Origin of the sequence: Sphaerisporangium rufum (assembly GCF_016863395.1) — a bacterium.
Taxonomy (GTDB): domain Bacteria; phylum Actinomycetota; class Actinomycetes; order Streptosporangiales; family Streptosporangiaceae; genus Sphaerisporangium; species Sphaerisporangium rufum.
Genome location: NZ_BOOU01000110.1, coordinates 1 through 24,679, shown reverse-complemented (window position 1 = coordinate 24,679; position 24,679 = coordinate 1). Strand labels below are relative to the sequence as shown.

Sequence of the window (24,679 nt, the reverse complement as noted above, 5' to 3'; positions counted from 1 at the left end):
CGGCCGTGCGTTCATCTTCATGCCGGGCGAGTGGCCGGCGTTCATGAGCGGCGTCAAGGGCGGCGAGTTCGACATATAAGCCCTGGCCGCTGATGGAACGGCGGGAATCCGTGGGAGGGCGGCGCCGTTGGCCATGGTGCGGGTCCGATCGGGCCCGCCCGGACGAGATGCGCCGTACCCGGTCTGCACGACGACGCTTCCCAGGAGAGGAAGGTTGTCGTGGCCTGGTTCTTGGTCTTCGCCGCTGGTCTGTTCGAGGTCGTGATGGCCTACCTGCTCAAGCTCAGCGACGGGTTCTCCGTACCGCTGCCGGCCATTGGCTTCGTCGTCTTCGCCCTGCTCAGCTTCGTGCTTCTCGCGTTCGCTCTGAAGAGTCTCGACGTCGGGACGGCCTATGCCGTCTGGACGGGCATCGGCGCCGTGGGCACCACCACACTGGGCGTGATCTTCATGGGGGAGGACGCGTCCCTTATGAAGATCGCCTCGATCATGCTCATCATCGCCGGCGTCGTCGGGCTCAACCTGGCGGGCGGCGGTCACTGACGTGGGGAGCGTGACCTGCTCGGGCGGCAGGTCACGCGGTCCGGGCGCGAAGTCGGCGGCGGCCGTGGACGCGCGCCCGCTACTTGCTGGGGGCATTGCGCACGCAGTGGCCGACGCGCTTGTCGTAACGCCGGCTCTTGCCGCACTTGCGGGGCTTGAGGGCCATCTGCTGCTGGACTGGCGCGGCCGCTCACCGCGCGGAAGCGATTAATCCCCCGAGTCCAGGCGAAGAAGTATGTACGCGCGTTGATGAGCGACCTGCCCGCAAGAACTGCTGGACCATCGCCGAGCCTGCAGGGGACCGTACATTGGGTAAGATCGAATCATCACTCGTTGGGCGGGATATCTGTTGCCGCAGGCGCAGAAATACGTGCGATGCGAGGCCAGGTTTCAGGGTGAGACCTGCGAAACTCGAAGCGCCGCTTTCCTTGATCGTGCAGTCTATGCTAAGCTCGATTCAGTTGCAGTTGTGGTTCCCGAAGACTTCAAGTGCCCTCGTCGGCGTTCGCCGCCGATGACGGCGCTTTTGTATTGCCGGTACTTTTCCGGACGGGGTAATCATCGCGGCGACGCGAGGCTCGCGCGGTGCGAGCTTTCTTGGCACTGCCCCGAAGGAGACGAAAATGGCTACAGGCACAGTAAAGTGGTTCAACTCGGAAAAGGGCTTCGGTTTCATCGAGCAGGACGGTGGCGGCGCTGACGTCTTCGCCCACTACTCGAACATCGCCGCCCAGGGCTATCGTGAGCTCCAGGAAGGCCAGAAGGTGAGCTTCGACGTCACCCAGGGCCAGAAGGGGCCGCAGGCGGAGAACATCGTTCCCGCCTGACGCTGAACATCACGCAGTGGGGCCCGCACCTCTGGGTGCGGGCCCCATCTGCATTGCCTCATGGTCTACGACGTGCTATGACCGCCGCCACGAACGGTGAGTGGAGCATGTCCGATCTTCACCGCGTTAGCGAATGGGCCACTAATGGCGCTGTTCGGACACGAGTCCGCTGGTGCCCCTCTGGCGTGGCAGCCTTGGTGGCCGTCTCTTCGGCGAACTCCATCAGTCCGGTGCACTGGCCCAGGACGTGTTCTGTCCGGCTGGATTCGTCTTTCAGCGGCTCTTGGGCGCTGCTCTTCGCGCCGCCGATCGCGAAGAGAATCACTTGATACGTGCTGCATGTGAAGTTCTTCATGAGCCGTGCGACTCGTGCCTACCACTACTCTTCCGCCCGCACCCTAGGCCGAGCGGTCGCCCGCGCTGCCGGATCGCCGGTGGCGATCCTGCTGGAGTTCGGCGTTGATGCGCAGCGCTTCGGCGAGCTGGTCTTCGAGGATGATGATGCGGCAGGCGGCTTCCAGGGCGGTGCCCTGGTCGACCAGTTCGCGGGCGCGGGCCGCCAGGCGCAACTGGTAGCGCGAGTAGCGGCGGTGGCCGCCCTGCGAGCGCTGCGGCTCGATCAGTTTGGCGGTGCCCAGGTTGCGGAGGAACGCGGGGGTGACGCCGAGGATCTCGGCGGCCCGGCCCATGCTGTAGGCGGGGTAGTCCTCATCATCGAACCGGTGCTCGGAGATGTCGGCCGGCGTGCTCGGACGTCGTCCATCGGCCCCTCTCGCGTTGCCGGCCTTATCGGCCGGTTCAGCGCTGTCGGCGGTGTCTCGGAGCCTGGGCTCTGATCGACCGGCCGGCGCCAGTGGTGCTCGATCCATAAAACCATCCATTACGCCAATAGGGGCCCCGGCGCCAAGTGGCGCCGGGGCCCGCGAGGTTCAACACCATCTAACGGCTCTAGGGCCGATTCATTGTTCCGCATTGGCCGCCCCATAGGAGGCGGGGATGCGGGGATCGCGTACGCGTGACCGTAGACCACCGTCCCATCCGTGGAGCCGCGGTACCCGTGCGGCGAACATCGACCGGCAACGGGCGATCCTGATGGCGTTCAACACTCCTTTCGCTGTCTCTGCTTGCTGGACCTCATACTGCGCGACGCGTCCACGGCCAGGACCCTTTCACCTACGCCGGCCCCGGCACGTCCGACATCGTGCGTCGTCTACTGCCTATCTGCGCTCGTCCGGGCGGTTCCTCATGATGCCTGTGTCCTGCACGCCCTGGCAGATCCGTTCCTTGCGATGTCAGAAACCCTAGCCTCTGGAGTCGGAGAAGTCTACTTCGATCACTACAGATTTTAGACCTCGAAGAAGTAAGATCGAGCGACCGGGAGCGTGCCTGCCACTGGCAGGGTGTGGCCGGCCAGGCGAACCGGAGGAGACGGGATGATTCCGCTCTGCGCGGATCAGGGCGAACTCGAACGCGCCGTCTACCTAAGGTGAGGCATGGGCTCCTCTATCCCGCCGCTACGTCCAGCGATCGATCGGACTGACTCCAAGCCGTCTCCGGCTCGCGAGCCGCTGTGGCGGCACGCGCTCGGTGAGTGTTTCAGAGGCCTTCGTCACGAGCGGGGCGAGAAGTTGAGCGAGACGGCGCGTCGCGCCGGAGTCTCGCCGCAGTATCTCTCCGAGATGGAACGAGGCGTCAAAGAACCGTCGAGCGAGATGATCGCTGCGGTCGCCGGCGCGCTGGATGTGACCCTGGTCGATCTGACCCTTGCCGTCGCCGAGAGCTTGCGGTCTGCGCAGAGCAGCACGTCGAGAGGCGCTACCTGCTCGGCGGCGTATGCTCTGGCCGCATAGGATGGCGTGCCGGGATCATCCCCTGCCCTATGAACGCTCCTCGATGATCTGATCGAGGAGTCCGTACTCCAGGGCCGCGGTCGCGGTGAACACGCGATCGTGATCGGTGTCGGCGCGCAGGGTCTCGATCGTCTGGCCGGTGTGCCGAGACAGTATGCGCTCGATGTCTGCTCGGACCCGGACGACCTCGTCGGCTTGGAGGATGAGATCGGGGATCGCTCCGCGCCCCTGAGCGGCTGGTTGGTGCAGGATCACCCGTGCATGCGGGAGAGCGGCACGTTTTCCTTCGGCACCCGCGGCGAGAAGGACGGCACCCACCGCGACGGCCTGTCCGACGCAGGTTGTGGAAACCCGTGGTCGGATATAGCGCATGGTGTCGTATATCGCGAGCATCGCGCTCGGATCCCCGCCTTCGCAGTTGATATAGAACTGGATTTCGGCCTCGGGGTTGTCCGACTCCAGAAAAATCAGTTGCGCGATGAGCGCGTTCGCGACGCCCGCGTCGATCGGGGTGCCCAGATAGATGATTCGCTCGGTGAGGAGGTGGGAGTAGACATCCATGATGCGCTCGCCACGGGAATTCTGGGTGATGACGTTCGGGATCGTGTACGTGGTCACTGGTCGACTCCCTCGGTGACGCCGAATCCGAGCCGTGGGCGATTGCGTGGCGCGATTTCGTCAAAATTTTGCACGATTGTATCTATGAAGCCGTAGTCCAGTGCCTCTTGCGCTGTGTACCAACGATCGTGCAGAGAATCCTCGAATATGCGCTCGACGGGCTGGCCCGTGTCCTCGGCGATAAGACCGAGCACCGTGTCGCGAGTATGCCGAAGGTCGCCGGCCTGCAGTTCGATGTCGACTGCGGTGCCGCCGATTCCCGCCGAGCCCTGGTGCATCAGGACGCGTGCGTGCGGCAGGGCGCGGCGCTTCCCTCGGGCCCCCGATGACAGCAAGAATTGTCCGGCGCTGTAAGCGATGCCCAGCACGAGGGTCGATACGTCACAGGGGATGAGTCGAATGATGTCGCGGATCGCGAGCATCGAGGGAACCGACCCGCCCGGCGAGTGGATCCACAATGCGATGTCCGTCGACGCGTCCTGCGTGGCGAGTGCTATCAGTTGCGTGGCCAGCAGTGTCCCGTTGTCATCATCTAGAGGGCCGTCGAGAACGAGAACACGCTGGTCGTAGAGTTCGCGCCTTACTCGCGCATCGAACAGGGGAAGATTCGATTCTCCGCTCATGCGTCCATCATGTGCGGCGATCCGGACCGGCGTCGACCCGATCCGCTTGGGGCAGATCTGCTCTGAGCAGAGGGAACTCGGTTTCCGGCCCGGTTCGTACCATTACGGTCGGGAATTGAGTGGGGCGAGCGCGCCGACGGGAGCCTCGGTGATTAGTGCTGTACAGTGCGGCCGTGGCCGTGGCCCTGCCGGGGCAGCCACCCGCGCGACTACAAGGTGGCCGTGGTCTACTGGGTGACGTCGTCGTTCATGCTATTCACCTTGATTTACTGTTCGCTGGAAAGGACGGACCTATACCCAGAACGTGTCGTGGCGGAGGTAGAACTCGGCGAGTTCCTCCTCGCTGGGGCGCCCGGACACGGCGAACTCGACCAGCCCTTCGAAATAGCCCTCGCGGGGCGCGCCGGGCGAGAAGTGCAGCAGCATGCTGGCCGGTTCACCGGACTCGTTCCGGAAGCCGTGGATGCCGCCCTCAGGGACGTGCACGAAGTCGCCAGGGACGGTGTCGATCCAACGGGTGCCGTCGTAGATGCGGATCGTGCCGGTGAGGACGTAGAACGACTCGGAGATCGAGCGGTGGAAGTGCGGGCTCGGGCCGCTCGGCACCGGGCCCATCTCCCACCGGTACATTCCGAACTGCCCGTTCGTCGAGGCCCCGGTGGCGAGGTAGTGCGTCACGGTGCCACCGGAGGACCGCAGCTCGGGCTCGTGGTCCGCGGCGCGGTAGGTGGCGTTGATCTCGCCCGTGTCGCCGAGGTAGCGGGGTTCTGGATAGCTCATAAAGGTCCTGCACTCACTGTCCGGGGGGCGTCATCGGGCACCGCGGCATCGGCGGGTGACGTCGGTCATGGTCGCGACCGTACCGAACGGGTCTGACAAATAGCCACCATCCGGCAGCGCTACCGCATCGAAATATGCCCCGGACTCCCAATTCATGCGACGACTCGGTACGCCGCGTGATGTGCCGGTTCCTCATCGTAGCGCATCGGCTGCCAGGTTGGGGCGAACCATCGCGGGCCCACTCATGACCGGACGAGCAGACAGTACAGTGCGGCCATGACCCTCCCTGCGGTGGAAAAGACCACCCACCTGCGCCGCGCACGTCTGCTAGGGATCGTCCTGGCTGCTCTCATCGCGGGAGGCTTCATAGGCAGCTACCTGCCTATCGGCACCGTGCCGCTTCGTGTCGTCGAGGGCCAGGCGTGGATGATGGCCGATGGGGAAAAGGGCTCTTTCCAAGCGGACGATGGCTTGAGCGCAGGCTTCCATGACGATGTGGTGTGGTCGCGCGCGGGAGGGACGGTGACCGTTGGTGGCCGTCCCTCCTGCTTATGGAACCATGAGACGAGAACACCGCTCGACAGGGCGACCAGGGTTGAGGCCGGTTATCGCTGGATCAAGACCCCGGACGGCGTTAGCTACCCCGTCGTGGTCTGGCTGAGGTGTCTGGATCCCTGAACGCAATGATCCGGAGCATGTGCGGAATGACCGCCGTACGCCGCAATGGTTTCACCGAATAATCGCTTCCCATTTGTTCCTTGGTGCGTAACCGCTCTGTTCGGCATTCCCGGAACCACAGGAACCAGATGTCGGTCCAGATCATTTTGTTGCACCTTCAATGGGTGGCGTACATCACAGGGCCGTGCTGTCACGGGGGACGGTTGGCCGGCATCTCCTGTTCGTCGGGACGCCGCGTGAGCGACCGGTGCGGCGCGCGGCCGTACGGAACGGACCCCCTCGGACAGGAGCTCGGCCATGAACGAACCCATCACACATCAGGTGGCGATGATCACCGGCGCGAACAAGGGGATCGGCCGCGCGATCGCCGAGCAGCTCGCCAGGCTGGGCATGACGGTCCTGATCGGCGCCAGAGACCCGCGGCGCGGGGAGGAGGCCGCGGCGGCACTGCGCGCGGCCGGGTACGACGCTCACGCGGTGCCCCTGGACGTCACCGACCCGCCCACGGTCCAAGAGGCCGCGAGGTGGATCGAGGAGCGCTTCGGCCACCTTGACGTGCTGGTCAACAACGCCGGTATCACCGGATCGGGACAGGTTGCGCCGGAAGACGCCCACGACCAGGTCCCGAGCACGGTCGACCTGGTCATGGTCCGGGCGGTGTTCGAGACCAACGTCTTCGGAGTGATCGCGGTGACCAACGCCATGCTGCCGCTGCTGCGGCGGTCACCGGCGCCGCGCATTGTCAACGTCGGCAGCCACGCCGGGTCGCTGACCCTCACCAGTGACCCGAACGGCCCTTTCACGGCGCTGTTGCCCTCGGCGGCGTACACGCCCTCCAAGACCGCGCTGAACGCGCTGACGGTGCAGTACGCCAATGAGCTGCGCAACGACGGAATCCTTGTCAACGCCGCCGCTCCCGGCTACGTCGACACCGACAGCAACGACCACACCGGCCATCTCACCCCCGCACAGGGCGCCGCGGTCGTGGTGCGCCTGGCCACGCTCGGTGCGGACGGCCCGACCGCCGGGTTCTTCAGCGAAGAGGGCCCACTGCCCTGGTAGCGAAGCGAGTGGACCCGGGCTGCCCGGCACTACCACCGGATTCGTCACGCAGCCTCGGCCCGCGATCCCACGTGCCGAGAGCGTGCCTGCCACTGGCAGGGTGTGGCCGGCCGGCGAACGGGTCGCGAATACTGTGAGCCATGGACAGCAGACGACGGCTCGGGGAGTTCCTCCTGGCAAGGCGATCCCGGCTGCGGCCCGAGGACGTGGGGGTGGCCACCTACGGTGACCGGCGCCGGGTCCCCGGGCTGCGCCGGGAGGAGCTGGCGCTGCTGGCCGGGGTGAGCGCGTCGTACTACTCGCGGCTGGAGCAGGGCCAGGCGACCAACGCCTCGCCCGACGTGCTCGACGCGCTGGCCCGAGCGCTGCGACTGGACGACGCGGAACGCCGGCACCTGCACGAACTGGCCGCCGGTGGCCGCCGCCGGGGTGCCGTACGCGGTGCCGCGCCCGAGCGGGTCGGCCCCGCGACGCGTCAGCTGGTCGCGGTGCTCGGCGAGGTGCCCGTGCTGGTTCTCGGCCGGCGCGGTGACGTCCTGGCGTGGAACCCGCCGGGTCACGCCCTGTACGCCGGCCACCTGGCCGCGGAGGCCCCGAACACACCGGGGCAGCGGCCCAACATGGCCCGCCTGGTGTTCCTGGACGCGCACACCCGCGACCTGTACACCGACTGGCCGGCGAAGGCCCGGGGCGTCGTGGCGACTCTGCGCATGGCCTCCGGCCGGCATCCGGACGATCCGCTGCTGACCAGGCTGGTCGGCGAGCTGACGGTCAGGAGCCCGGAGTTCGCCACGATGTGGGCCGACCACCGCGTCAAGACCGGTGGTGACACGGTCCACAAGATGCGGCACCCGCTGGTGGGCACCATGCTGGTCACCCAGCAGACCCTGCGGACCACCCATGACCAGGCGGTGGTCGTCGCTACTACTGAACCCGGCTCGCCCTCGCACTCCGCGATGACGCTGCTCGTGCACAGCGTTGTCGCCGGCCGGGCGGCCCGGCGTACCCGAATCACCAGCTGAGCTCGCGCATCCCCAGGCGCTCCGGCCGGAGCGCCCGATGACGCACGCCCACATGCAGAAAGGACCGCTCATGCGTACCAGATTGCTCGCCCTCGCGCTCGCCGCCGGAATGGGCCTGACGACCGCCACCCCGTCGAACGCGGCCACCCCCTCGACCGCGGTGACGTCCCGGATAGCGGTGCACTTCGACCTGGCGAAGGGCCAGCAGCCGGAGAACATCGCGCTCGCCCCGGACGGCACGGCCTACGTCACCTTCGCCGCCGCCCGGCAGGTCGCCGCGATCAGCCCGAAGGGCACGATCCGCATCCTGGCCACCCTCCCCGCCCCGGCCGAGGGGGGCGCACCGGCCCTCGGGTTCGCCCTGACCACCGGCATCGTCCGCACCGCCGACGGCATGCTCTATTTCCTGTACGCCAGCGGCGACGCCACGACCACCGGCCTTTACCGGCTGCGTCCCGGCCGGACACCGCAGCGCATCGCGGCTCTCCCGGCGAACGGCCTGCCCAACGGGTTGGCCTACGACGAACCGGCGAAGACCTTCTATCTCACCGACTCGGTCCTCGGCTCCATCTCCACCGTGCCCCTGCGCGGCGGGCCGGCCCGGACCTGGTCGTCGGCACCGGAACTCGCCGCGGCCGGATTCCTCGGTGCCAACGGCATCAAGGTACGGCACGGTGCGATCTGGGCCACGAATCTCGACCAGGGCACCCTGCTTCGAATTCCGATCGGGAAGGGCCGCCCCGGACCTGTCCAGGTCAAGGCCACCGGCCTGGCCGGCATCGATGACATCGCCTTCACCGGTAACGGGGATGATGAGGTCGTCGCGGCCCTCAACGCCCCGAACAAGGTGGTGCGCATCGACTCCGGCGGCCGTACAGTGACCCTGCTCACCGCCGGACTCCAGAACCCCACCTCGGTGGCGGCACGCGGCCGGACCCTCTACGTGCTCAGCGCCGCCTACCTCACCGCCACCGATCCCAACCTGATTCTGGCCCCCCTCGGAGCGCGTGCGTGACCGGGCCGGCCGGCAGGAGCAGGGCGATGATGCGGCGAGTGCGGCCATCGGCTGGGGGCGAACGGTCCTAGATCCAGCCTTGCTCCCAGGCGCGGTGGGCGGCGGCGTGGCGGGAGTTGACGCCGAGCTTGGCCATGGCCGCCGACAGGTAGTTGCGCACCGTGCCCGGCGCCAGGTGAACCTGGGCGGCTATCTCCCTGATCGACGCCCCGGTCCGGGACGCCCGCAGCACCTCCAGCTCCCGGTCGCTGAGCGGGCAGTCGTCCTCGGTGAGCGCCGAGGCGGCGATGTCAGGATCGACGTAGCGCCGCCCGGCGGCGACGTCCCGGATGATCTCCGCCAGCCTGGTCGCGGGGGTGGTCTTGGGCACGAAACCTTGCACGCCCGCCGCCAACGCGCGGCGCAGCACCGCCGGGCGGGCGTGCCGCGTCACCAAGATGATCTTTATGGCGGACTCCGCGCTGATCTCCTCGGCGGCGCGCAGGCCGTCGGCCGGCGGCATCTCCAGGTCGAGTACCGCGATGTCGGGCCGATGCTCGCGGGCCAGGCGAACGGCGTCGGTGGAGGTGGCCGCCTCGGCGGCGACGGTCAGGTCCTCCTCCAACTCCAGCAGTGCCGTCAGGGCGCCCCTGATCAGGTCCTCGTCGTCGGCGATCAGCAACCGGATCATCGCGCGGTCCGTTCGGTGGCCGCGGCGGTCCGGCCGTCCGCCGATCGCCGGCCGGTCATATCCGCCGGCAGGGCGGCCGCCACGACGAACCGGTCGCCGTCGCGCCGCCAGGTCAGCTCGCCCCCGGCGGCCCGCAACCGCTCCGCGAGCGTCCGCAGGCCGGTACCCGGGCCGGTCCCATGTCCCGTATCCGGCTGATCGGGGATGCCGTCGTTCGCCACCGTGAGGCGGGCCAGGCCGCCGGTGATCAGGTAGCCGACCTGGGCCTGCCGGGCGTGGCTGTGCCGGAGCACGTTGGTGGTCGCCTCCCGCATCACGAGTCCCAGCAGGTGCGGGCCCGGATCGGGAAGGCGGCCGGAGACGGCGGCGCGGTCGAGTTCCATCCGGGCGTCGATGCCGGCCGCGGCGAGCACCCTGGTCGCGTTCGCGATCTCCTCCTCCAGCGTGACGCGGCGATAGCCCTGGACGACGGCGCGGGTGTCCCGCAACGCGTCCGCGGCCAGCCGCCGCACCTCGGTCATCTCCGCGACCGCCCGCGCGGGGTCGGTGTCCACCAGCCGTGCCGCCAGTTCGCTCTTGAGTGCGATCACCTGCAGGTGGTGGCCCTGGATGTCGTGCAGGTCGGCGGCGAACCGCAGCCGCTCGTCCTTCACCGCCAGCTCCGCCGACAGCCGGCGGGCCGCGTTCGACTGCTCGGCGACCTCCCATCCCCACAACATCCCGAGCGTGCCCCAGCCGGTGACGAGCACCAGACCGGCCGGGAACGCCGTCGCGAACACCGATCCCTGCCCCGACGCCCACGCCGCGACCCCGCCGATGACCGCCGCGCCCACCGCCGTGCCAGTGATCAGCAGCCACCGGCGCCGCGGCGGCAGGAAGGTCGCGATGATCGAGACCGTCATGGCCGGGCCGAACGACCACAGCTCGTAGTCCCGCAGGGCGAGCAGGATCACGCCCAGTGCCGTTCCGCCCGCGCCGCCGGCCACCAGCCATCTTCTGGGCGGTGGTCCGTCCGGCGAGTCGAGGGGAACGCGGCCGAGCCGGCGGCTGATGGACATCGCGACGGCCGTCACCGTCAGCCCTAGGGCGGCCACGGCGGCGAGGCGGACCGGGACCGGCACCGCCGTGTCCATGATCCGGTTCTGGACGCTGAAGGCCAGGAAGAAGGCGGTGACGCCGAACAGACTCCACCAGGTGTAGCGGCGGAAATGCGTCAGCCTCGTCCCGGGGGCGACCGGCGCTTCAGGCACGCCGCCATTGTCGCAGCAATGCGCCGGGTCGGACGTCGGGTCCCACCGCCGTCTCCTGATGACAGATGTCATGCGATCACATGACATGTCCAGGGACTGACGTGCGGTTTCGACGCTACCGAGCGGTCACCGGATCGACGAGCCTGGAGATCGTCCACAACGGCCCCCGTATCAAGGAGACCTCCGGTGCAAGTCTCGACCACTGCGTCCGCCCCCAATCGCTGGGTTCACGTGCTCAAGGGCCGCTGGCCGACCGCCGGCGCCATCGGGCTGACCTTCCTCACGCTGAGCGGCGGCGGCGATCTGGGGAGCGAGGTGCGAAGCGTCGCGGAGGTCCTGCCGGCCCTGCCGCTGCTGTATCTCGTCGTCGCCAGGCTGCGCCGGCCCGCGCTGTCGTGGCCGCTGCTCGGCGTCGGAATGGTGATCATCTTCGCCGCGCGACTGCTGGATGTGGTCGCGCCGTCCACCGTCCTGCTCGCGCTGGCGCTGGTCGTGCTGGTCTGGGGGGCGTTCGATGGACACCTCCGTGGGTCCGCCGAGTTCAGGCTCCAGGCGATCGGCGTTCTCGGCTTCGGCGGGCTGGCACTGGCCGGACTCGCCCTCGATCCTGAGGTCGGCCGGTACGTGGTCGCGGCCGGGTGGCTGCTGCACGGCATCTGGGACTTCGTGCACCTGTGGCGCCGCAAGGTCGTCGCGCGCTCCTACGCCGAGTGGTGCGGCGTGCTCGACGTGCTGATCGCCTTCGAGCTGGTCTTCCTGGTATGACACCGGCCACCACGTCAGGTTCAGCCGGCGGCGGACCGGTCGAGCACATCATCTCCTGGAGGCGGCCGTGTCCGGTGACGCCCAGCGAGCCGGAGAGGGCACGGGCCGGCTTGCCGAACAGGATCGTCCACCGCCGGTTCTGTCGCCGGCCCGGCGGGTGATGCCATGCGACGGGCATGAGCCTGGTGGCGCCGTCCGTCACCTGAGCGGCGTCCAGGAGCCAGGTTGGCGCTGTACCGGCACGGCGGGCCGGCGATCAGCCCGGCGCCTTGCGACTGAGGCGCTCCCAGGCCAGGTACTCCTCCCGTCGGGCTTGGTCCATCTGCTGGACCATGTCGTAGGAGGCGGCGCCGACGATCAGCCGGAGCGGTGGTTCCGCCAGGCCGACCAGTTCGGTGAGCACGGGGGCCGCGGTGCTCGGGTCGGGCCCGGCGTCCTCACCCCACATCTCGGCCAGCCGGGCACGCAGCGGCTCGTACTCCGGGCGTGGCCGGGTCGTGGTGGTACCCCGGGTGAAAAGATCCGTGTCATAGCCACCCGGCTGCACGATCGTCACCTTGATCCCGAACGGCGCCACCTCCATCGCCAGCGCCTGGCTCATCGAGTCGAGTGCGCTCTTGCTCGCCGAGTAGAACCCGGCCGACGCGACTCCGCCGCCGGTTCCCATCGTGGTGACCTGCAGGATGTGGCCGGATCCCTGTGCCCGCAGATGTGGCACGACGGCCTGGGTGACCCAGACCGCGCCGAAGAAGTTGACGTCGAACTGGGTGCGGATCTGCTCTTCGGTGGCCTCCTCCACCATGCCGAGCAGCATCGAACCGGCGTTGTTGACCACGATGTCCAGGCGCCCGAACGCCGCCGCCGCCTGGTCGACCACCGCCCGGACGATGGCGCGGTCGGTGACGTCCAGCGGCAGCCGGACGAGACGGCCCGGGTGGGCGGCGGCGAGGTCGTCGAGCGGGCGGAGGTCGCGCGCGGCGGCCACGACGCGATCTCCACCGGCGAGCGCTTCAGCGGTGAAGGCCCGGCCCAGGCCTCTGGAAGCGCCGGTGATGAACCAAACTCGAGAGGTGGTCATGCGGTCTCCCTGCCATCGAGACGATACGTTGCGTCTTGTTCGGATTGAGTGTGCAGGCCTCTGTGCAACCTGTCAAGACGGTCCGTCTCGTCTCGTTTGCTGGTAGAGTCACCGGCGTGCCCGACCCCGGAAAGCCGAACCCCGCCCGGCGCAGCGAGCGCTCCCGCCGGGCAATCTTGGACGCCGCACGCGAACTGGTCTCCGAACTCGGATATGCCAAGGTGTCCATCGAGGCCATCGCCGCGCGAGCCGGCGTCGGGAAGCAGACCATCTACCGCTGGTGGCCGTCCAAAGGGGCGGTGATCTTCGACTCGTTCCTGGTGCTCAGCGAGGATGGGGACGGTGTCCGGCTACCCGACACGGGGGACATCGAGGCCGACCTCAAGACCGTCATGCGTGCGACCGTCGTAGAGTTCGCCGACCCGGCGTTCGAGGCGCCCATCAGGGCGTTGAACATGGAGATCATCGGTGACCCCGCCCTGGCCGACCTGTACCGCGAGAAGCTGGCCGGGCCCGTCGACGTCGCCAAGAAGGAACGGCTGCGCAGCGCCCAGCGCGCGGGCCAGCTGTCGGCGGACGCCGACCTCGATCTGGTGCTCGATGTGCTGTACGCGCCGCTGTACCAGCGCTGGCTGCACCGCTCGGGGCCGCTCACCCAGGAGTACGCCGACGCGCTCGTGGAGATCACCCTTCGTGCGTTCGGCCCTTGACCGTCGCCGCATGCGGTTCAACCGAGCGTGTTCCGGCAGGCGGCGCCTGTCGTTGTGGTCCGACTCGATCAACGGTCGACCCTGGCCGGCGCCGCGTCGCTCAGCGTGGCCGGCTGACCGGGACCACGGTGAGCAGATGGTCCAGGCCGGACCAGGGGCGAACACCACGACGGTCTCCCGATTCGCGCTCGATCACGCGACCGGTTCGCACGGTCGGGCCGGGCGGCGGCGCGCTTCACGAGAGTTCGGGGAAGCGTTCGCGCAGGTAGGTGAGGACCGCCAGGACGCGGCGGTTGGTGTCGTCGGTGGGGGTGAGGTCGAGTTTCGCCAGGATGTTGCCGATGTGCTTGCCGATCGACGCCTCCGACAGCACCAGAGTTCTGGCGATGGCCGCGTTGGAGTGCCCCTCGGCGACCAGGGCCAGCACCTCCCGCTCGCGTTGGGACAGGCGCGCGATCGGGCTGCTCTGCCGGTTGAGCAGCCGGCGGACGACCTGCGGGTCGATCACCGTGCCGCCGGCGACGACCCGGCGCAGCGCGGCGACGAAGTCCTCCACATCGACGACGCGGTCCTTGAGCAGGTACCCGACGCCGACCCCGCCGCCGGAGTCGAGGAGCTCGGCGGCGTAGCCGTGCTGGACGTACTGGCTCAGCGCGACCACGGCCAGGCCGGGGTCGTCCCGGCGTAGCCGCACGGCCGCGCGCAGACCGTCGTCGGTGAACGTCGGTGGCATGCGGATGTCGGTCACCACCAGGTCAGGGGAGTGTTCCGCCGCGGCCCGCAGGAGCTGCGGGGCGTCGCCGACGCTCGCGACCACGGTGAAGCCGAAGCGGTCCAGCAGGCCGGCCAGCCCTTCGCGCAGCAGCACGCCGTCTTCGGCCAGGACTACGCGCATGGCAGCTCCGTCCGGATCAGGGTGGGACCGCCGGGCGGGCTGGACAGCAGCATCCGCCCGTCGGCGGCGGCGACCCGGTCGGCCAGGCCGGTGAGACCGGTGCCGTGCGCCGGGTCGGCGCCCCCTCGCCCGTCGTCGCGGACCTCGACGGTGAGCAGGCCGGCGGTCTCGCGGGCGGTGACCCGGACGGCGGTGGCTCCACTGTGCTTGGCGACGTTCGTGAGGGCTTCGGCGACGACGAAGTAGGCGGTCGCCTCGACCTGTTCCGGCAGGCGCCGCGGCAGGTCGGTCTCGACGGCGACGGGGACGACGGACTGGTCGGCGAGCTCGCGCAGCGCGGCGGGCAGGCCGAGGTCGGCCAGCACGTTCGGCCGGATGCCGTGGATCAGCTCGCGCAGCTCGGTCATCAGCTGCTTGGCCTGCTGGTGGGCCGTCTCGACGGCGGAGGCGGCGGGTGAGGCGGCCGGCAGGTCGAGCCTGGCCAGGCCGAGCTGCAGGGTCAGGCCGACGAGCTTCTGCTGCGCGCCGTCGTGCAGGTCGCGTTCGATCCGGTGGCGTTCGGCCTCGAACGCGCTGACCAGGCGGGCTCGCGACCGCGAGACCTCGACCAGCTCGGCGTGCAGTTCTTCGGTGGCGCGGGGGTGGAGCAGCGCCCGGGCCGCCGCGCCGTGCACGCCGGCGACCGCGGTGAGCAGGTAGGGCACGGTCACCAGGGCTGCGAAGCCGATGACGGAGTAGGGCACGGTCTGCGGCGGCGTGGTGATGACGGTGACGCCGAGATCGATCTCACCGCCCGGCACCAGCCAGGGGCTCAGCGCGCACACCACGATGAGCACCAGGACGAGCGCGGCCACGCTGTAGAGCGCCGGGACCACGGTCACCAGCAGGACGGCGTACGCCAGCTCCCGCCAGGTCAGCGGATGGCGGTACCAGGAGAGGCCGAACGGCGCGCGGCGTACCGGCGGAACCGGCCGCGCGTCGACCAGGCGCAGCCGGACCCGCTCGGCGGCGGCCAGCGGCCAGGCCACCAGCGGCCCGAGCCCGGCCACCAGGACGGCGCCGAGGGCGAGCAGCACCAGGCCGGACCCGGTCCGCGCGGTACCGGTGGCGACCTGCCGCGCGAGCAGCGCCCACGGGAAGGCGAGCAGGCCGAGCGGTACCGCGACGAGCACCGCGATCAGGACCGTGGACAACAGATACGCGGCGGCCTTGACCGGCCGGTCGGACGTGAGGAGACGCGGGGTGACGAGCGCGGCGAGCGTGGTGCGGGGCGGATCGGCGGACACAGGGATCACGCTAGCCAGCGCGGGCGGCGGTTCCCATCGGTCCGGGACTACATCCGAGGTATGGCTATCCCTACCGGAAACCGGGGACCAGGGGTAGTGCCGGGCGGCCGGTTCGCTGGTGTGCTTGCCGGCCATGAGAAAACGTCCGCTGCTGACCTATTTCGCGCTGTCGTACGGCGTCACCTGGCTGTGCTGGCTGCCCTACATCCTTTCCGAGACCGGGGTCGGGGTGCTGCCCATCCGCTTTCCCGAGGTTCTGGGCAGTTCACAGACCCTGGGGATCCTGCCCGGTGCCTACCTCGGCCCGGTCATGGCCGCGTTCGTCGTCACCGCCGTGGCGGACGGCCGGCCCGGCCTGCGGCGCTGGGCGGCGCGGCTGGTCCGCTGGCGGGTGGCCCCGCGCTGGTACCTCGGGGTGATCCTGGCGGTCCCGGTGGTGGCGGTCGCCGCGACGTTCCCCATCCCCGGGGCCTTGGCGGATCTCCGCACCCCCGATATATCCGTCCTGCTGATGTACGTCCCGATGCTGGCGCTGCAGTGCGTGACGACCGGGCTGGCGGAGGAGCCGGGCTGGCGGGACTTCGCCCAGCCCCGGCTGCAGGCCCGCTACGGCCCGCTCGCCGGTTCGCTGATCCTCGGCCCGCTGTGGGGGGCGTGGCACCTGCCGCTGTTCTTCAGCGAGTGGGCCGGCCGGTCCGGTGCGGACTGGACGATGATGGTGGAGTTCATCGGCTCGGCGATCCCGCTGAGCATCGTGATGGCGTGGGTGTTCAACCGGACGAACGAGAGCCTGCCGGTCGTCATGCTGTTCCACGCCGGCGTCAACACCGTGTACTCCCTGGCCTGGGCGGAGCTCTTCCCGTCCTTGGACGAGTTCGGCGACAGCCTGCACTCGCTGGCGATCGGATCAGGGGTGGCGGCGGTCGTGCTGCTCATCGCCACCAGGGGCCGGCTCGGCTACGAACCGCTCGCCGCCAGGGAGCCGGCGGGCGCCGGCACCAGGTAGCCGTCAGGGCGGCGGCGGGCGGGTGAGGCGGATCCGGCGCCCAAGGCGTGGGCCGGCGCCGGTCGGCGGGAGCGGCGTCGTGGGGCAAGCTGGGGCGGTGAGTGTCCATGTGGCGGCGGACGATGCCGGAGCCCCGCGGGTGCAGGCCGGGCCGAACCCGCAGCACCTGCTGACCACCCTGCTCGGCGAGTACCTCGACTCCGCCGATGCCGATCTTCCGTCGGCGGCGGTGGTCGCGATGCTCGGGGAGTTCGGCATCAGCGAGTCCAGCGCGCGGGCCGCGCTGTCCCGGCTGACCAAACGTGGCCTGATCGCCGTGCGGGGGGCCGGCCGCCCGCCCGTCTACCACCTCACCGCGCAGGCGATCGCCCGGCACCGGTCCCGGATGGATCAGTTCCTGAGCTTCGGCGCCCGCCCGCCGCGGTGGACCGGCGACTGGGTGGCCGTCTGCTTCTCGCTCCCCCAGTCCGGCCAGGCGCCGCGGCACGCGGTCCGCAAGGCTCTGGGGTCGCTGGGGTTCGCCCGGCTGTACGACAGCGTGTGGATCCGGCCCGGAACCGACGCCGGACCGGTGTCCCGGGAGCTGCGCGACATCCTGGACGGTGTCGAGGGTGGCCGATGGTCGGTGATGCACACCCGGTTCGCCGAGGAGGCCGGCCCGCGCGGTCCGGCCGCCGCCTACGATCTGGCCGGCCTCGCCGCGGCCTACGAGGAGTTCATCGCGCGGTACTCCGGCCTGCGGGTGGCCGTCCGCAACGGGGAGATCGACGCGACCCGGGCGCTGGTGGCCCGCACCTCCGTCATGGACTCCTGGCGGAAGTTCCCGGACGTCGACCCGGACCTGCCCGAGCACCTCCTCCCGGCCCGCTGGCCCCGCCAGGCGGCCCGGGATCTGATGCTGGAGATCCATTCCGCGCTCGGCGCGCTCGCCGAGGCGCGGCTCATCGAGGTCGCGGCACCGTACTGGCCGGACGCCGCGCGCTGGATCACCCACTTCCGGGCATCGGAGGACTCCGTTTCGGTCCCGGCCGACCGGGACCGATGAGCGAAACTTTCATTCGCCTGCCCGGCCGCCCCGCCGGCCGGGCGCGATCCGTGACCGCCGCGGCGCGTGGCCGGCCGACCGGCCGCCACCCGCCGGCCTCTCCGGTGCGGCCGACCGGCCATCCGCGCCGACCTGCGGCGAAGCCACCCGCGCCGGTGCGTCCTCCCCGCATCGGGTGGCGTCGCCACGCCGGTCCGGACGATCGGGCCGCGTCTGATCCTGATCACCGGGCGATGAAGGCGTTTCCGACCATGGAGCGCCATCGGGCGGACCGAATGCCAAGTCTTGACACTTTATGTGACCGCAGTGATAGTAACTGCACGTTGCTCTCCTGGGCTCGTTCCGCCTGACCCGGGCGCAACCCGCAGACGATGGTCCGCCACCTCGCCCCAGATCCGGTCGGCGCCGGCCTGGCCGCGGGAGGGGGGCCGTGCCGTTGCCGGGCTTCGCCGGCGTGCGCCGCGCATGTCGCGTCCGGCACGGCGCGCCGACGTGACACCTTTCGGAGGGCGAGATGAGAAGACGCTCGATCATCAGAGCGGTGCTGGTGGCCGCGGCCGTCCCGTTCTGCGCCGGACTAGTGGCGCTCACCATGACGCCGACGGATGCGGCGGTCGGCGGCTCCGGCCCTTACCCGGCCGATTACGAGACCGCCGCCAGTCTGTCCAACCACACCATCTACCGGCCGGGAACCCTCCCGGCCGAGAAGATGCCCATCTACGTGTGGGGTAACGGGGGCTGCTCGGCCAACGGGACGTCACAGCTGAACTTCCTCCGCGAGATCGCCTCGCACGGGTTCCTGGTCATCGCCAGCGGCAGCCCGAACGGCTCGGGCTCGACGACGTCCCAGATGCTCACCCAGTCCATCGACTGGGCGGTCGCGGAGAACGGCCGCCAGGGGAGCAAGTATTACGACCGGCTGGACACCGGCAAGATCGCGGTGGGGGGCTTCTCCTGCGGCGGGCTGGAGGCCTACGCGGTCTCCAACGACCCGCGCATCACCACGACCACAATCTTCAGTAGCGGACTGCTCAACGACTCCGACGACTACCAGCTCCGCCGGCTGACGAAGCCGATCGCCTACTTCATCGGCGGGCCGAGTGACATCGCCTACCCGAACGCCATCGACGACTGGGGCAAGTTGCCGGCCGGACTGCCCGCGTTCATGGGCAACCTGAACGTAGGGCACGGCGGCACCTACGGCCAGACCAACGGCGGCGAGTTCGGCCGGGTGGCGGTGCTGTACCTCAAGTGGCGGCTGAAGGGCGACACCACGGCGGGCACCAACTTCGTCGGGTCCAACTGCGGCCTGTGCAACACCCAGTGGCAGGTCCAGCAGAAGAACCTCACCCTCGGCGGCGGCCCGTCCCCTTCTCCGTCACCCAGCGGGGGCACCTCACCCTCGCCCTCTCCCTCACCGTCGCCCTCTCCTTCGCCCAGCGGCGGTGGGCCCCAGGGATGCTCGGCGGCCTACTCGGTGCAGGACCAGTGGCCCGGCGGGTTCGTCGCATCCGTCAACGTCACCGCGGGCGGTGCCGCGATCAACGGCTGGCGGGTCACGCTGACCCTGCCCACCGGCGCCGCGATCACCTCCCTCTGGAACGGCGTGAACTCCGGCACCAGCGGCACCGTGACCGTCTCCAACCAGACCTACAACGGGCGGCTGTCGGCCGGGCAGAGCACCAATTTCGGCTTCCAGGGCAACGGGACCGGTGCCGGCACCACCGTCACCTGCGCCGCCGGCTGATCTCGGCCCGCCCGCGGCAACGCCGACCCCGCACTGCGGGAAGCGATGACCCGGCCCCGGCGATCACCATCGCCGGGGCCGGGGTCATGTCGAAGGCGTCCGCCCGGGTGCGGGCTTGCCGCCGGCCACGGCATCGTGCGTACGCGTGCCGCGCGCCGCGGTTCGGACGGCGGCCAAGTGCGGGCCGGTTCGGACGGCGGCGGCCCGGACCGCCAGGTGATCCGCGTTCTCTAAAGGGAGAAGCCGGTGATCTTGTGTGGCGTCACCCGGACGATCACTCGGAGCATCTCCTCCCGCTCGGCGGGCGGGTCCTCGCCGAGGTACTTCTGGGAGAGCCGGCGCGGGAGGGACTTCTCCCTGTCCTCGACGATCTGAGCGGTGCCGCGGATGTCCACCGAGTGATACGGGTTCTCCCGGTCGTACACCGTGAGGCTGACCCGCGGGTCACGCGCGAGGTTCTTCACCTTCCGCCGCCCGGCCAGGGCGGAGAACACCACCGTGTTCCCGTCCCGCGCGAACCAGACGACCGACGTCTGCGGCCCGCCGTCCGGGTCGAGCGTCGCGACGGTGGCGAAGTTCCGCCCGTCGAGCAGCCTGCTCGTCCTGTCATCGAACTCCATGGACACGGAGTCACCCTTCAGCCGATATCTACACAGATCCCCTGTGCGTCGCGGCGTCCAGGGACCTCTGCCATTTGCTCCGTCATAGAATATCTACAACGGAACTATATGACCATAGTGGCAGGCAGGCTCCCACCGGGTTCAACCAGCGCAGGCCCATGACGCACGGGGAGCGTGGCTCCCCGCCGGCTCACCGGTCCGGTGCCGGCGGCCGGGCGCCTTCATCGGGGCGGATGTCGGCGTGGGGGACCGCGTACCCGGCGATCGACGGCCACCGGACGGTCAGCACGATCGACTCCTCCTCGGCGAACCAGGAGTGATCGACGCCATGCCCCCACACCACGTAATCACCCTGCCTGGCCAGCAGCACGCTCCGGTCCGGCAGCTCGACCCGGAACCGGCCGCTGATCAATATGAGGAGCGCCGTGCGCTTCTCTCCGGTGACCCAGCGCACCCGCCGATCGCCCCGCGGGTGCACGTACCACTTGATCTCGACGTCCTCGCTGTGCCGCACCTCGCCCGCGGGCTTGAAGTACCCGAGCAGCCAGCCCCGGTCGGTGACCGAATCGACGTTCGCGTTCCCCACGTAGACGTTCTCTGCCACAGCCCCGGACGCTAGCATCACGTCATTCCGGCAGGTGGCGGCCGCCGTCCGGAGAATACGCCCCCGCCGGGCCGGCGGACCCGAGGACGATCGAGGAGTGGCTGCCGGCGGATCAGCGCCGGGTGACGGTCAGGAACACGCCTCGGGCGGTGGTGCCGTCCGGCCAGGTCCAGCCGGCGATGACCGATCCGGCCGGCGGCTCACCGGCCTCGGCCGGCCGCAGCACCCGGGTGAAGCGCACGTCGAGCCCATCATCAGGCGCATCGCCGAGACCACCTCCGGGCCCGTCACCCGGGCCGGCCCGGTGGACGGTGACGGTCGGGTCGGGGGTGTCGCTGCGGCTCTGGTGCTGCGGCGCCGCCTCGCCGCGCAGTAGCGCGCGGACCTGCGCCGTCACCACCGGGTCCTGCGCACCGTCGTAGATCCACCGGGTGCCGAGCACCCCGTGTTCGCTGGTGCCGATCAGCGCGTCGCCGGGGGCGCCGTCCAGCGGGGCACCGCGATAGCTCATCGACACCAGGTACGCCACCGGCTCCGGTCCGGCGGTGTCCACCACGACCATGAACTCGATGCCGACCTCGCCGGCCGGGTCGTCCAGCCGGAACCCGCCGGCCTTGACCGGCTCCGGCGTGCCGTCGCCCGCGTACCAGCCCTGTGCCGGCAGCCAGCCGGTGAGCAACTCCAGCTTGGTCGGCGTCATGGTGGTGTGGTGGATGTAGGCCATGCGAAGCCTCCGGACGGGCGGATCGGGCGCATCGAACCTAGCGGAAACCGCGCCGCGTGAGGGCACTGGCGTCCCTCGCCTGCGCCTGCCGGGTCCCGCCGGCGCGGAGGGCGTCTTCGCCGGCGTCCGAGCGGGGAACGACGTCGGAAGACCCGGCCTCTCGTGGCCTCGCCGTCGTGACCTGAAGGAGAAGGCGCATGTCCCAGCCCGTCCCGTTCGTCATCGACCCCACCGGGACCGACCGGCACGCCGAATACCGGGCGCTGCGGGCCCGTGGCCCGGCCACTCCAGTGGACATCCTGGGGCTGCGTGCCTGGGCGGTCAGCGACCCCGCCGTCCTGAAGGCCCTGCTCACCAGCCCCGATGTCTCCAAGGACGGTCGTGCGCACTATCCGGCCTTCCAGCGGACGGCCGGCACCTGGCCGCTCGCCCTGTGGATCACTGTGCAGAACATGTTCACCGCCTATGGCGCCGACCACCGCAGGTTACGCCGGATGGTCGCCCCCGGCTTCAGCGCCCGGCGGATCGCCGGGCTGGCGCCGATCGTCCGGTCCATGGTCGCCGAGCTCATCGACGAACTCGCCACGGTTCCGGCGGGTCAGGTGGTCGACCTCCGGGAACGGCTGGCCTTCCCGCTGCCCATCGCGGTCATCGGCCACCTGATGGGCGTGCCGGAGGACCAGCGGGAGGGGTTCCGGGAGATCGTCGACCGGGTCTTCGACAGCACGCTCACCCCCGAACAGGCCCAGGCCAACGCCGTGCGTCTCTACGCGCGCATCGACGAGCTGATCGCCGTCAAGCGTGGTGACCCTGGCGACGACCTGACGTCCTTCCTCATCTCGGCCCGGGACGAGGAGTCCGGCGGCGCCGGCTTCACCGACCAGGAGCTGCGTGACACCCTGGTACTGATGATCAATGCCGGTTACGAGACGACCGTCAACGTCATCGACCAGGCCGTATTCGCGATGCTGACGTCACCGGACCAGCTCCACCTGGTCCGGAACGGCCAGGCCACCTGGGACGATGTGGTGGAGGAGACCCTTCGTCACGAGTCCGCCGTCAAGTATCTGCCGCTGCGTTTCGCGGTCACCGACGTCGAGCTGCCGGACGGGCAGGTCATCGCCGCGGGCGAACCCATCCTCGCCGCGTACGGGGCGGCCAACCGCCACCCGGGCTGGCACGGGCCGGACGCCGACGTCTTCGACGTCACCCGGCGGGTGAAGGACCATCTGGCGTTCGGCTACGGCGTGCACTTCTGTCTCGGTGCCCCGCTGGCCCGCCTCGAGGTCGCCGAGGCCCTGCGCCGGCTGTTCCAGCGGTTCCCCGACATCTCGCTCGCGGTGCCCCCCGACGCTCTGCGGCCGGTCCCCACCCTCATCAGCAACGGCCACCGGGAACTCCCGGTCCGCCTGCGCGCCGCCCACTAGCTCGGGGACCGCCGAAGCACGCCGGGCGAGGACTTCTCGATGCGACGGGCTGCTCGGTACCCCGCCCGGACCGACCGGGTACGCGTACTCAGGACACGGCGGCCGCGGCGCCAGACCTTGAGATCATGAGATCACTTCAGTGGATCGGCCGCCATGTCTCCCGGTACGAACGAGGGGTCCTCGCCGCGCGGCTGGCCGGGGTCTACGTACTGATCGTCAGCGCGGCGACGGTCTATGTCGTGATAAGCACCTGTCTGCCCGGCAGCCAGGGGCTGGAAGCGCTGGTACTGCTGGCGGTGACCTCGCCGCTGTCGCAGCTCCTGATCTTCCTGCCGATGGGGTCGCTGAACGTCACGGTCCAGGTGCTGCTGTGGCCGGCGGCGGGACTGGTCCAGGCGTGGCTGCTCTGGCTGATCGCACGTGGCCGTAGGAAGAGCGCCGCTCCGCCGCCGGAAGCCCGGTCACCGGAATGATCCTCGCCCGCGGCCCGGGCCCCGGTTCACGGTCGGCGCATCAGCAGGTAGCCCTGGCCGAACCGCTCGCCCTCCTGCGGCCGGCGCAGCAGCCGCGCGACCTCCTCGAAACCCGCGTCCCGCGCCAGGCCGGCGAGCCGGTCGACGGGCCACCGGTAGGCCGGGGTGACCCGGTGGTCGAAGACGGTCACCGGCTCGCCCTCGGATTCGAAGAAGCCGAGCAGCAGGTGGCCGCCCGGAGCCAGTACCCGGTGGAACTCGGTGAAGTACGGCGGCAGCTCCACCGGCGGCACGTGAATGAGAGAGTACGAAGACAGCACGCCGCCCAGCCCGCCGTCGGGCAGGTCCAGGTCGCGCATCGAGCCGACCTCGAACCGCAGATCCGGGTACGCCGCGGTGGCGAGCCGGATCATTTCGGCCGACAGGTCCATGCCGAAGGCGTCCACCCCGAGGTCGCGCAGGCCGGCCGTCAGATGCCCGGGGCCGCAGCCGAGGTCGGCGACCGGCCCGGCACCGGCGGTCCGCACGAACTGCGCGAACGCCGTCAGCATCGCCTGGTCAAGAGGCATCCGGCCGGCCAGGGCGTTGACGTGCTCGGCGTATCGGACGGCCATCGCGTCGTATGCCTGTGCCGTCGCGGTGAGATATTCGGAGGATTCGGCCACGGCGCACGACTGTAGCCCAGCCGCCGGGCCGTTCGCCCCGGCTCCACGGCCGGTCGATCGCCGCACCTGGCCTGGGACCCCGAGGCGGTGCCCGTCTTTCCGGACTCATGCCACCGGCCGGTGGGTTCCCGTAGAACCCACCGGCCGGTCACATCATTGTTGTGTCGCGTCAGGCCGCGTTCATCCGGTGGCGCTGCCGCGAATGGTGTCCATCACCACCGGGTCGCGGTGGAACGTCGCCTCCTCAGGGAGTGGTGAGTTTGGCGGTGAGAGAGCCGGTGTCGGCGTAATTGTTGAAGAGGACGATGGTGTACACCCCGTCCACAGGCAGGGCGGTGGAGCGGAGTGAGCAACCGCTGCCGCAGTAGGTCGAGGTGATGAGCGTGGTGCCGTCGGGTTTACGGACGCCGACACTGGCGTTGACGGAGTAGTCGAAGGTGCCGTTGGTGAAGGCGTAGGAGACGCTCTGGCCCTGCCGGCCGGTGAACCTCCAGGTGCCGTACTGGCCGGGCGAGTTAATGGTGAGGGTGACCGGCGGGCCGCCGATGGTGACGTCGCCGGTGACGTAACCGGTGGCGAAATTCGCGGTGAGGGAGCCGGTGTAGTCGGAATAGGGCAGCAGTAGGACGGTGTAGACGCCGTCGACGGGGAGGGTGGCGGGGGTGAGTGAGCAACCGTTTCCGCAGTAGGTCGAGG

At 69.7% G+C, this 24,679-nt stretch carries 28 protein-coding genes and 1 riboswitch; of the genes, 14 read left to right on the top strand and 14 right to left on the bottom strand.

The genetic code is table 11. The annotated features are described in order from the left end of the window. Positions 1-135: 135 nt before the first annotated feature. Positions 136-200: riboswitch (guanidine-III (ykkC-III) riboswitch) on the top strand. 19 nt (positions 201-219) lie between these two features. Both Sru01_RS33705 and Sru01_RS33700 read left to right on the top strand, forming a co-directional pair. Next, positions 220-543: a DMT family transporter gene (locus tag Sru01_RS33705; protein ID WP_203994515.1), complete on the top strand. Its 324-nt coding sequence runs from the start codon at positions 220-222 to the stop codon at positions 541-543. Between the two features lie 623 nt (positions 544-1,166). Further along, positions 1,167-1,370, top strand: coding sequence for a cold-shock protein (locus tag Sru01_RS33700; RefSeq protein ID WP_068904148.1), 204 nt, complete (start codon positions 1,167-1,169; stop codon positions 1,368-1,370). 398 nt (positions 1,371-1,768) lie between these two features. Here the strand turns inward: Sru01_RS33700 and Sru01_RS36055 are convergent, their stop codons facing one another. Then, the gene (locus Sru01_RS36055; protein WP_239138024.1) at positions 1,769-2,059 is read right to left on the bottom strand and encodes a MerR family transcriptional regulator; all 291 of its coding nucleotides are present in this window, start codon (positions 2,057-2,059) and stop codon (positions 1,769-1,771) included. A gap of 804 nt (positions 2,060-2,863) precedes the next feature. On the opposite strand from Sru01_RS36055, the gene Sru01_RS36415 reads away from it, so the two are divergent. Next, entirely contained in the window at positions 2,864-3,220 is a 357-nt protein-coding gene (locus tag Sru01_RS36415; RefSeq protein ID WP_203994513.1) for a helix-turn-helix domain-containing protein, read from the top strand. Between the two features lie 27 nt (positions 3,221-3,247). Here the strand turns inward: Sru01_RS36415 and Sru01_RS33685 are convergent, their stop codons facing one another. The 3 genes from Sru01_RS33685 to Sru01_RS33675 form a co-directional block, all read right to left on the bottom strand. Then, entirely contained in the window at positions 3,248-3,838 is a 591-nt protein-coding gene (locus Sru01_RS33685; protein ID WP_203994511.1) for a ClpP family protease, read from the bottom strand. Further along, on the bottom strand, positions 3,835-4,461 hold the full coding sequence (locus Sru01_RS33680; RefSeq protein WP_203994505.1) for a ClpP family protease: 627 nt from the start codon (positions 4,459-4,461) through the stop codon (positions 3,835-3,837). The genes Sru01_RS33685 and Sru01_RS33680 overlap by 4 nt, the downstream gene beginning before the upstream one ends. Positions 4,462-4,752: 291 nt before the next feature. Next, on the bottom strand, positions 4,753-5,241 hold the full coding sequence (locus tag Sru01_RS33675) for a cupin domain-containing protein (RefSeq protein ID WP_203994502.1): 489 nt from the start codon (positions 5,239-5,241) through the stop codon (positions 4,753-4,755). A gap of 276 nt (positions 5,242-5,517) precedes the next feature. On the opposite strand from Sru01_RS33675, the gene Sru01_RS33670 reads away from it, so the two are divergent. The 4 genes from Sru01_RS33670 to Sru01_RS33655 all read left to right on the top strand — a co-directional run bounded on the left by Sru01_RS33670 (position 5,518) and on the right by Sru01_RS33655 (position 9,018). Then, positions 5,518-5,919, top strand: a complete 402-nt coding sequence (locus Sru01_RS33670) for a hypothetical protein (RefSeq protein WP_203994499.1) — start codon at positions 5,518-5,520, stop codon at positions 5,917-5,919. Positions 5,920-6,216: 297 nt separating this feature from the next. Further along, positions 6,217-6,981 carry an SDR family oxidoreductase gene (locus tag Sru01_RS33665; protein WP_203994496.1) on the top strand — a complete coding sequence of 255 codons (765 nt, stop codon included), beginning with the start codon at positions 6,217-6,219 and terminating at the stop codon, positions 6,979-6,981. A gap of 140 nt (positions 6,982-7,121) precedes the next feature. After that, positions 7,122-8,003 carry a helix-turn-helix domain-containing protein gene (locus Sru01_RS33660; RefSeq protein ID WP_203994493.1) on the top strand — a complete coding sequence of 294 codons (882 nt, stop codon included), beginning with the start codon at positions 7,122-7,124 and terminating at the stop codon, positions 8,001-8,003. Positions 8,004-8,073: 70 nt separating this feature from the next. Continuing rightward, entirely contained in the window at positions 8,074-9,018 is a 945-nt protein-coding gene (locus Sru01_RS33655; RefSeq protein ID WP_203994487.1) for an SMP-30/gluconolactonase/LRE family protein, read from the top strand. Positions 9,019-9,085: 67 nt separating this feature from the next. Here the strand turns inward: Sru01_RS33655 and Sru01_RS33650 are convergent, their stop codons facing one another. Further along, entirely contained in the window at positions 9,086-9,688 is a 603-nt protein-coding gene (locus tag Sru01_RS33650; RefSeq protein ID WP_203994484.1) for a response regulator transcription factor, read from the bottom strand. Next, positions 9,685-10,938, bottom strand: coding sequence for a sensor histidine kinase (locus Sru01_RS33645; RefSeq protein ID WP_203994480.1), 1,254 nt, complete (start codon positions 10,936-10,938; stop codon positions 9,685-9,687). Before Sru01_RS33645 ends, Sru01_RS33650 begins: the two co-directional genes overlap by 4 nt. A gap of 186 nt (positions 10,939-11,124) precedes the next feature. On the opposite strand from Sru01_RS33645, the gene Sru01_RS33640 reads away from it, so the two are divergent. Beyond that, the gene (locus Sru01_RS33640) at positions 11,125-11,703 is read left to right on the top strand and encodes a hypothetical protein (protein WP_203994477.1); all 579 of its coding nucleotides are present in this window, start codon (positions 11,125-11,127) and stop codon (positions 11,701-11,703) included. A gap of 256 nt (positions 11,704-11,959) precedes the next feature. Here Sru01_RS33640 and Sru01_RS33635 read toward each other — a convergent pair whose 3' ends face one another. Then, complete coding sequence (locus Sru01_RS33635) at positions 11,960-12,781, bottom strand: SDR family NAD(P)-dependent oxidoreductase (RefSeq protein WP_203994474.1); 822 nt, start codon at positions 12,779-12,781, stop codon at positions 11,960-11,962. 116 nt (positions 12,782-12,897) lie between these two features. Here Sru01_RS33635 and Sru01_RS33630 point away from each other — a divergent pair, with 116 nt between their 5' ends. After that, positions 12,898-13,491 (top strand): TetR/AcrR family transcriptional regulator, encoded by a 594-nt coding sequence (locus Sru01_RS33630; RefSeq protein ID WP_203994467.1) that lies wholly within the window; start codon positions 12,898-12,900, stop codon positions 13,489-13,491. Positions 13,492-13,726: 235 nt separating this feature from the next. Here Sru01_RS33630 and Sru01_RS33625 read toward each other — a convergent pair whose 3' ends face one another. Together Sru01_RS33625 and Sru01_RS33620 are read right to left on the bottom strand one after the other, a co-directional pair. Continuing rightward, complete coding sequence (locus tag Sru01_RS33625) at positions 13,727-14,386, bottom strand: response regulator transcription factor (RefSeq protein ID WP_203994465.1); 660 nt, start codon at positions 14,384-14,386, stop codon at positions 13,727-13,729. Next, positions 14,377-15,672: a sensor histidine kinase gene (locus tag Sru01_RS33620; RefSeq protein WP_239138019.1), complete on the bottom strand. Its 1,296-nt coding sequence runs from the start codon at positions 15,670-15,672 to the stop codon at positions 14,377-14,379. The genes Sru01_RS33625 and Sru01_RS33620 overlap by 10 nt, the downstream gene beginning before the upstream one ends. Before the next feature lie 133 nt (positions 15,673-15,805). Here Sru01_RS33620 and Sru01_RS33615 point away from each other — a divergent pair, with 133 nt between their 5' ends. The 3 genes from Sru01_RS33615 (at position 15,806) to Sru01_RS33605 (ending at position 19,470) form a co-directional block, all read left to right on the top strand. Further along, positions 15,806-16,678, top strand: coding sequence for a CPBP family intramembrane glutamic endopeptidase (locus Sru01_RS33615; protein ID WP_203994461.1), 873 nt, complete (start codon positions 15,806-15,808; stop codon positions 16,676-16,678). A 97-nt stretch (positions 16,679-16,775) separates the two neighbouring features. Then, positions 16,776-17,723 (top strand): PaaX family transcriptional regulator, encoded by a 948-nt coding sequence (locus tag Sru01_RS33610; RefSeq protein ID WP_203994459.1) that lies wholly within the window; start codon positions 16,776-16,778, stop codon positions 17,721-17,723. Between the two features lie 514 nt (positions 17,724-18,237). Next, entirely contained in the window at positions 18,238-19,470 is a 1,233-nt protein-coding gene (locus Sru01_RS33605; protein WP_203994451.1) for a cellulose binding domain-containing protein, read from the top strand. A 230-nt stretch (positions 19,471-19,700) separates the two neighbouring features. On the opposite strand, the gene Sru01_RS33600 is transcribed toward Sru01_RS33605, so the two are convergent. The 3 genes from Sru01_RS33600 to Sru01_RS33590 form a co-directional block, all read right to left on the bottom strand. Next, positions 19,701-20,090, bottom strand: coding sequence for a PPOX class F420-dependent oxidoreductase (locus tag Sru01_RS33600; RefSeq protein ID WP_203994448.1), 390 nt, complete (start codon positions 20,088-20,090; stop codon positions 19,701-19,703). 190 nt (positions 20,091-20,280) lie between these two features. Next, positions 20,281-20,694 carry a cupin domain-containing protein gene (locus Sru01_RS33595; protein ID WP_239138017.1) on the bottom strand — a complete coding sequence of 138 codons (414 nt, stop codon included), beginning with the start codon at positions 20,692-20,694 and terminating at the stop codon, positions 20,281-20,283. A 112-nt stretch (positions 20,695-20,806) separates the two neighbouring features. After that, entirely contained in the window at positions 20,807-21,418 is a 612-nt protein-coding gene (locus tag Sru01_RS33590; RefSeq protein WP_203994442.1) for a maltokinase N-terminal cap-like domain-containing protein, read from the bottom strand. Positions 21,419-21,615: 197 nt separating this feature from the next. On the opposite strand from Sru01_RS33590, the gene Sru01_RS33585 reads away from it, so the two are divergent. Together Sru01_RS33585 and Sru01_RS33580 are read left to right on the top strand one after the other, a co-directional pair. Then, on the top strand, positions 21,616-22,845 hold the full coding sequence (locus Sru01_RS33585; RefSeq protein WP_203994439.1) for a cytochrome P450 family protein: 1,230 nt from the start codon (positions 21,616-21,618) through the stop codon (positions 22,843-22,845). Between the two features lie 125 nt (positions 22,846-22,970). Then, positions 22,971-23,318, top strand: a complete 348-nt coding sequence (locus Sru01_RS33580; RefSeq protein ID WP_203994437.1) for an SCO4225 family membrane protein — start codon at positions 22,971-22,973, stop codon at positions 23,316-23,318. Positions 23,319-23,344: 26 nt separating this feature from the next. Here Sru01_RS33580 and Sru01_RS33575 read toward each other — a convergent pair whose 3' ends face one another. Together Sru01_RS33575 and Sru01_RS33570 are read right to left on the bottom strand one after the other, a co-directional pair. Beyond that, entirely contained in the window at positions 23,345-23,983 is a 639-nt protein-coding gene (locus Sru01_RS33575; protein ID WP_239138015.1) for a class I SAM-dependent DNA methyltransferase, read from the bottom strand. 244 nt (positions 23,984-24,227) lie between these two features. Then, on the bottom strand, positions 24,228-24,679 hold a 452-nt coding region (locus Sru01_RS33570; RefSeq protein ID WP_203994435.1), incomplete at its 5' end, for a hypothetical protein.

Coding starts and splice junctions, on each gene's coding strand:
- Sru01_RS33700 (WP_068904148.1), top strand. CDS start 1,167: ATGGCTACAGGCACAGTAAAGTGGTTCAACTCGGAAAAGGGCTTCGGT.
- Sru01_RS36055 (WP_239138024.1), bottom strand. CDS start 2,059: ATGGGCCGGGCCGCCGAGATCCTCGGCGTCACCCCCGCGTTCCTCCGC.
- Sru01_RS36415 (WP_203994513.1), top strand. CDS start 2,864: ATGGGCTCCTCTATCCCGCCGCTACGTCCAGCGATCGATCGGACTGAC.
- Sru01_RS33680 (WP_203994505.1), bottom strand. CDS start 4,461: ATGAGCGGAGAATCGAATCTTCCCCTGTTCGATGCGCGAGTAAGGCGC.
- Sru01_RS33675 (WP_203994502.1), bottom strand. CDS start 5,241: ATGAGCTATCCAGAACCCCGCTACCTCGGCGACACGGGCGAGATCAAC.
- Sru01_RS33670 (WP_203994499.1), top strand. CDS start 5,518: ATGACCCTCCCTGCGGTGGAAAAGACCACCCACCTGCGCCGCGCACGT.
- Sru01_RS33665 (WP_203994496.1), top strand. CDS start 6,217: ATGAACGAACCCATCACACATCAGGTGGCGATGATCACCGGCGCGAAC.
- Sru01_RS33660 (WP_203994493.1), top strand. CDS start 7,122: ATGGACAGCAGACGACGGCTCGGGGAGTTCCTCCTGGCAAGGCGATCC.
- Sru01_RS33655 (WP_203994487.1), top strand. CDS start 8,074: ATGCGTACCAGATTGCTCGCCCTCGCGCTCGCCGCCGGAATGGGCCTG.
- Sru01_RS33650 (WP_203994484.1), bottom strand. CDS start 9,688: ATGATCCGGTTGCTGATCGCCGACGACGAGGACCTGATCAGGGGCGCC.
- Sru01_RS33635 (WP_203994474.1), bottom strand. CDS start 12,781: ATGACCACCTCTCGAGTTTGGTTCATCACCGGCGCTTCCAGAGGCCTG.
- Sru01_RS33625 (WP_203994465.1), bottom strand. CDS start 14,386: ATGCGCGTAGTCCTGGCCGAAGACGGCGTGCTGCTGCGCGAAGGGCTG.
- Sru01_RS33615 (WP_203994461.1), top strand. CDS start 15,806: ATGAGAAAACGTCCGCTGCTGACCTATTTCGCGCTGTCGTACGGCGTC.
- Sru01_RS33605 (WP_203994451.1), top strand. CDS start 18,238: ATGAGAAGACGCTCGATCATCAGAGCGGTGCTGGTGGCCGCGGCCGTC.
- Sru01_RS33600 (WP_203994448.1), bottom strand. CDS start 20,090: ATGGAGTTCGATGACAGGACGAGCAGGCTGCTCGACGGGCGGAACTTC.
- Sru01_RS33590 (WP_203994442.1), bottom strand. CDS start 21,418: ATGGCCTACATCCACCACACCACCATGACGCCGACCAAGCTGGAGTTG.
- Sru01_RS33585 (WP_203994439.1), top strand. CDS start 21,616: ATGTCCCAGCCCGTCCCGTTCGTCATCGACCCCACCGGGACCGACCGG.
- Sru01_RS33580 (WP_203994437.1), top strand. CDS start 22,971: ATGAGATCACTTCAGTGGATCGGCCGCCATGTCTCCCGGTACGAACGA.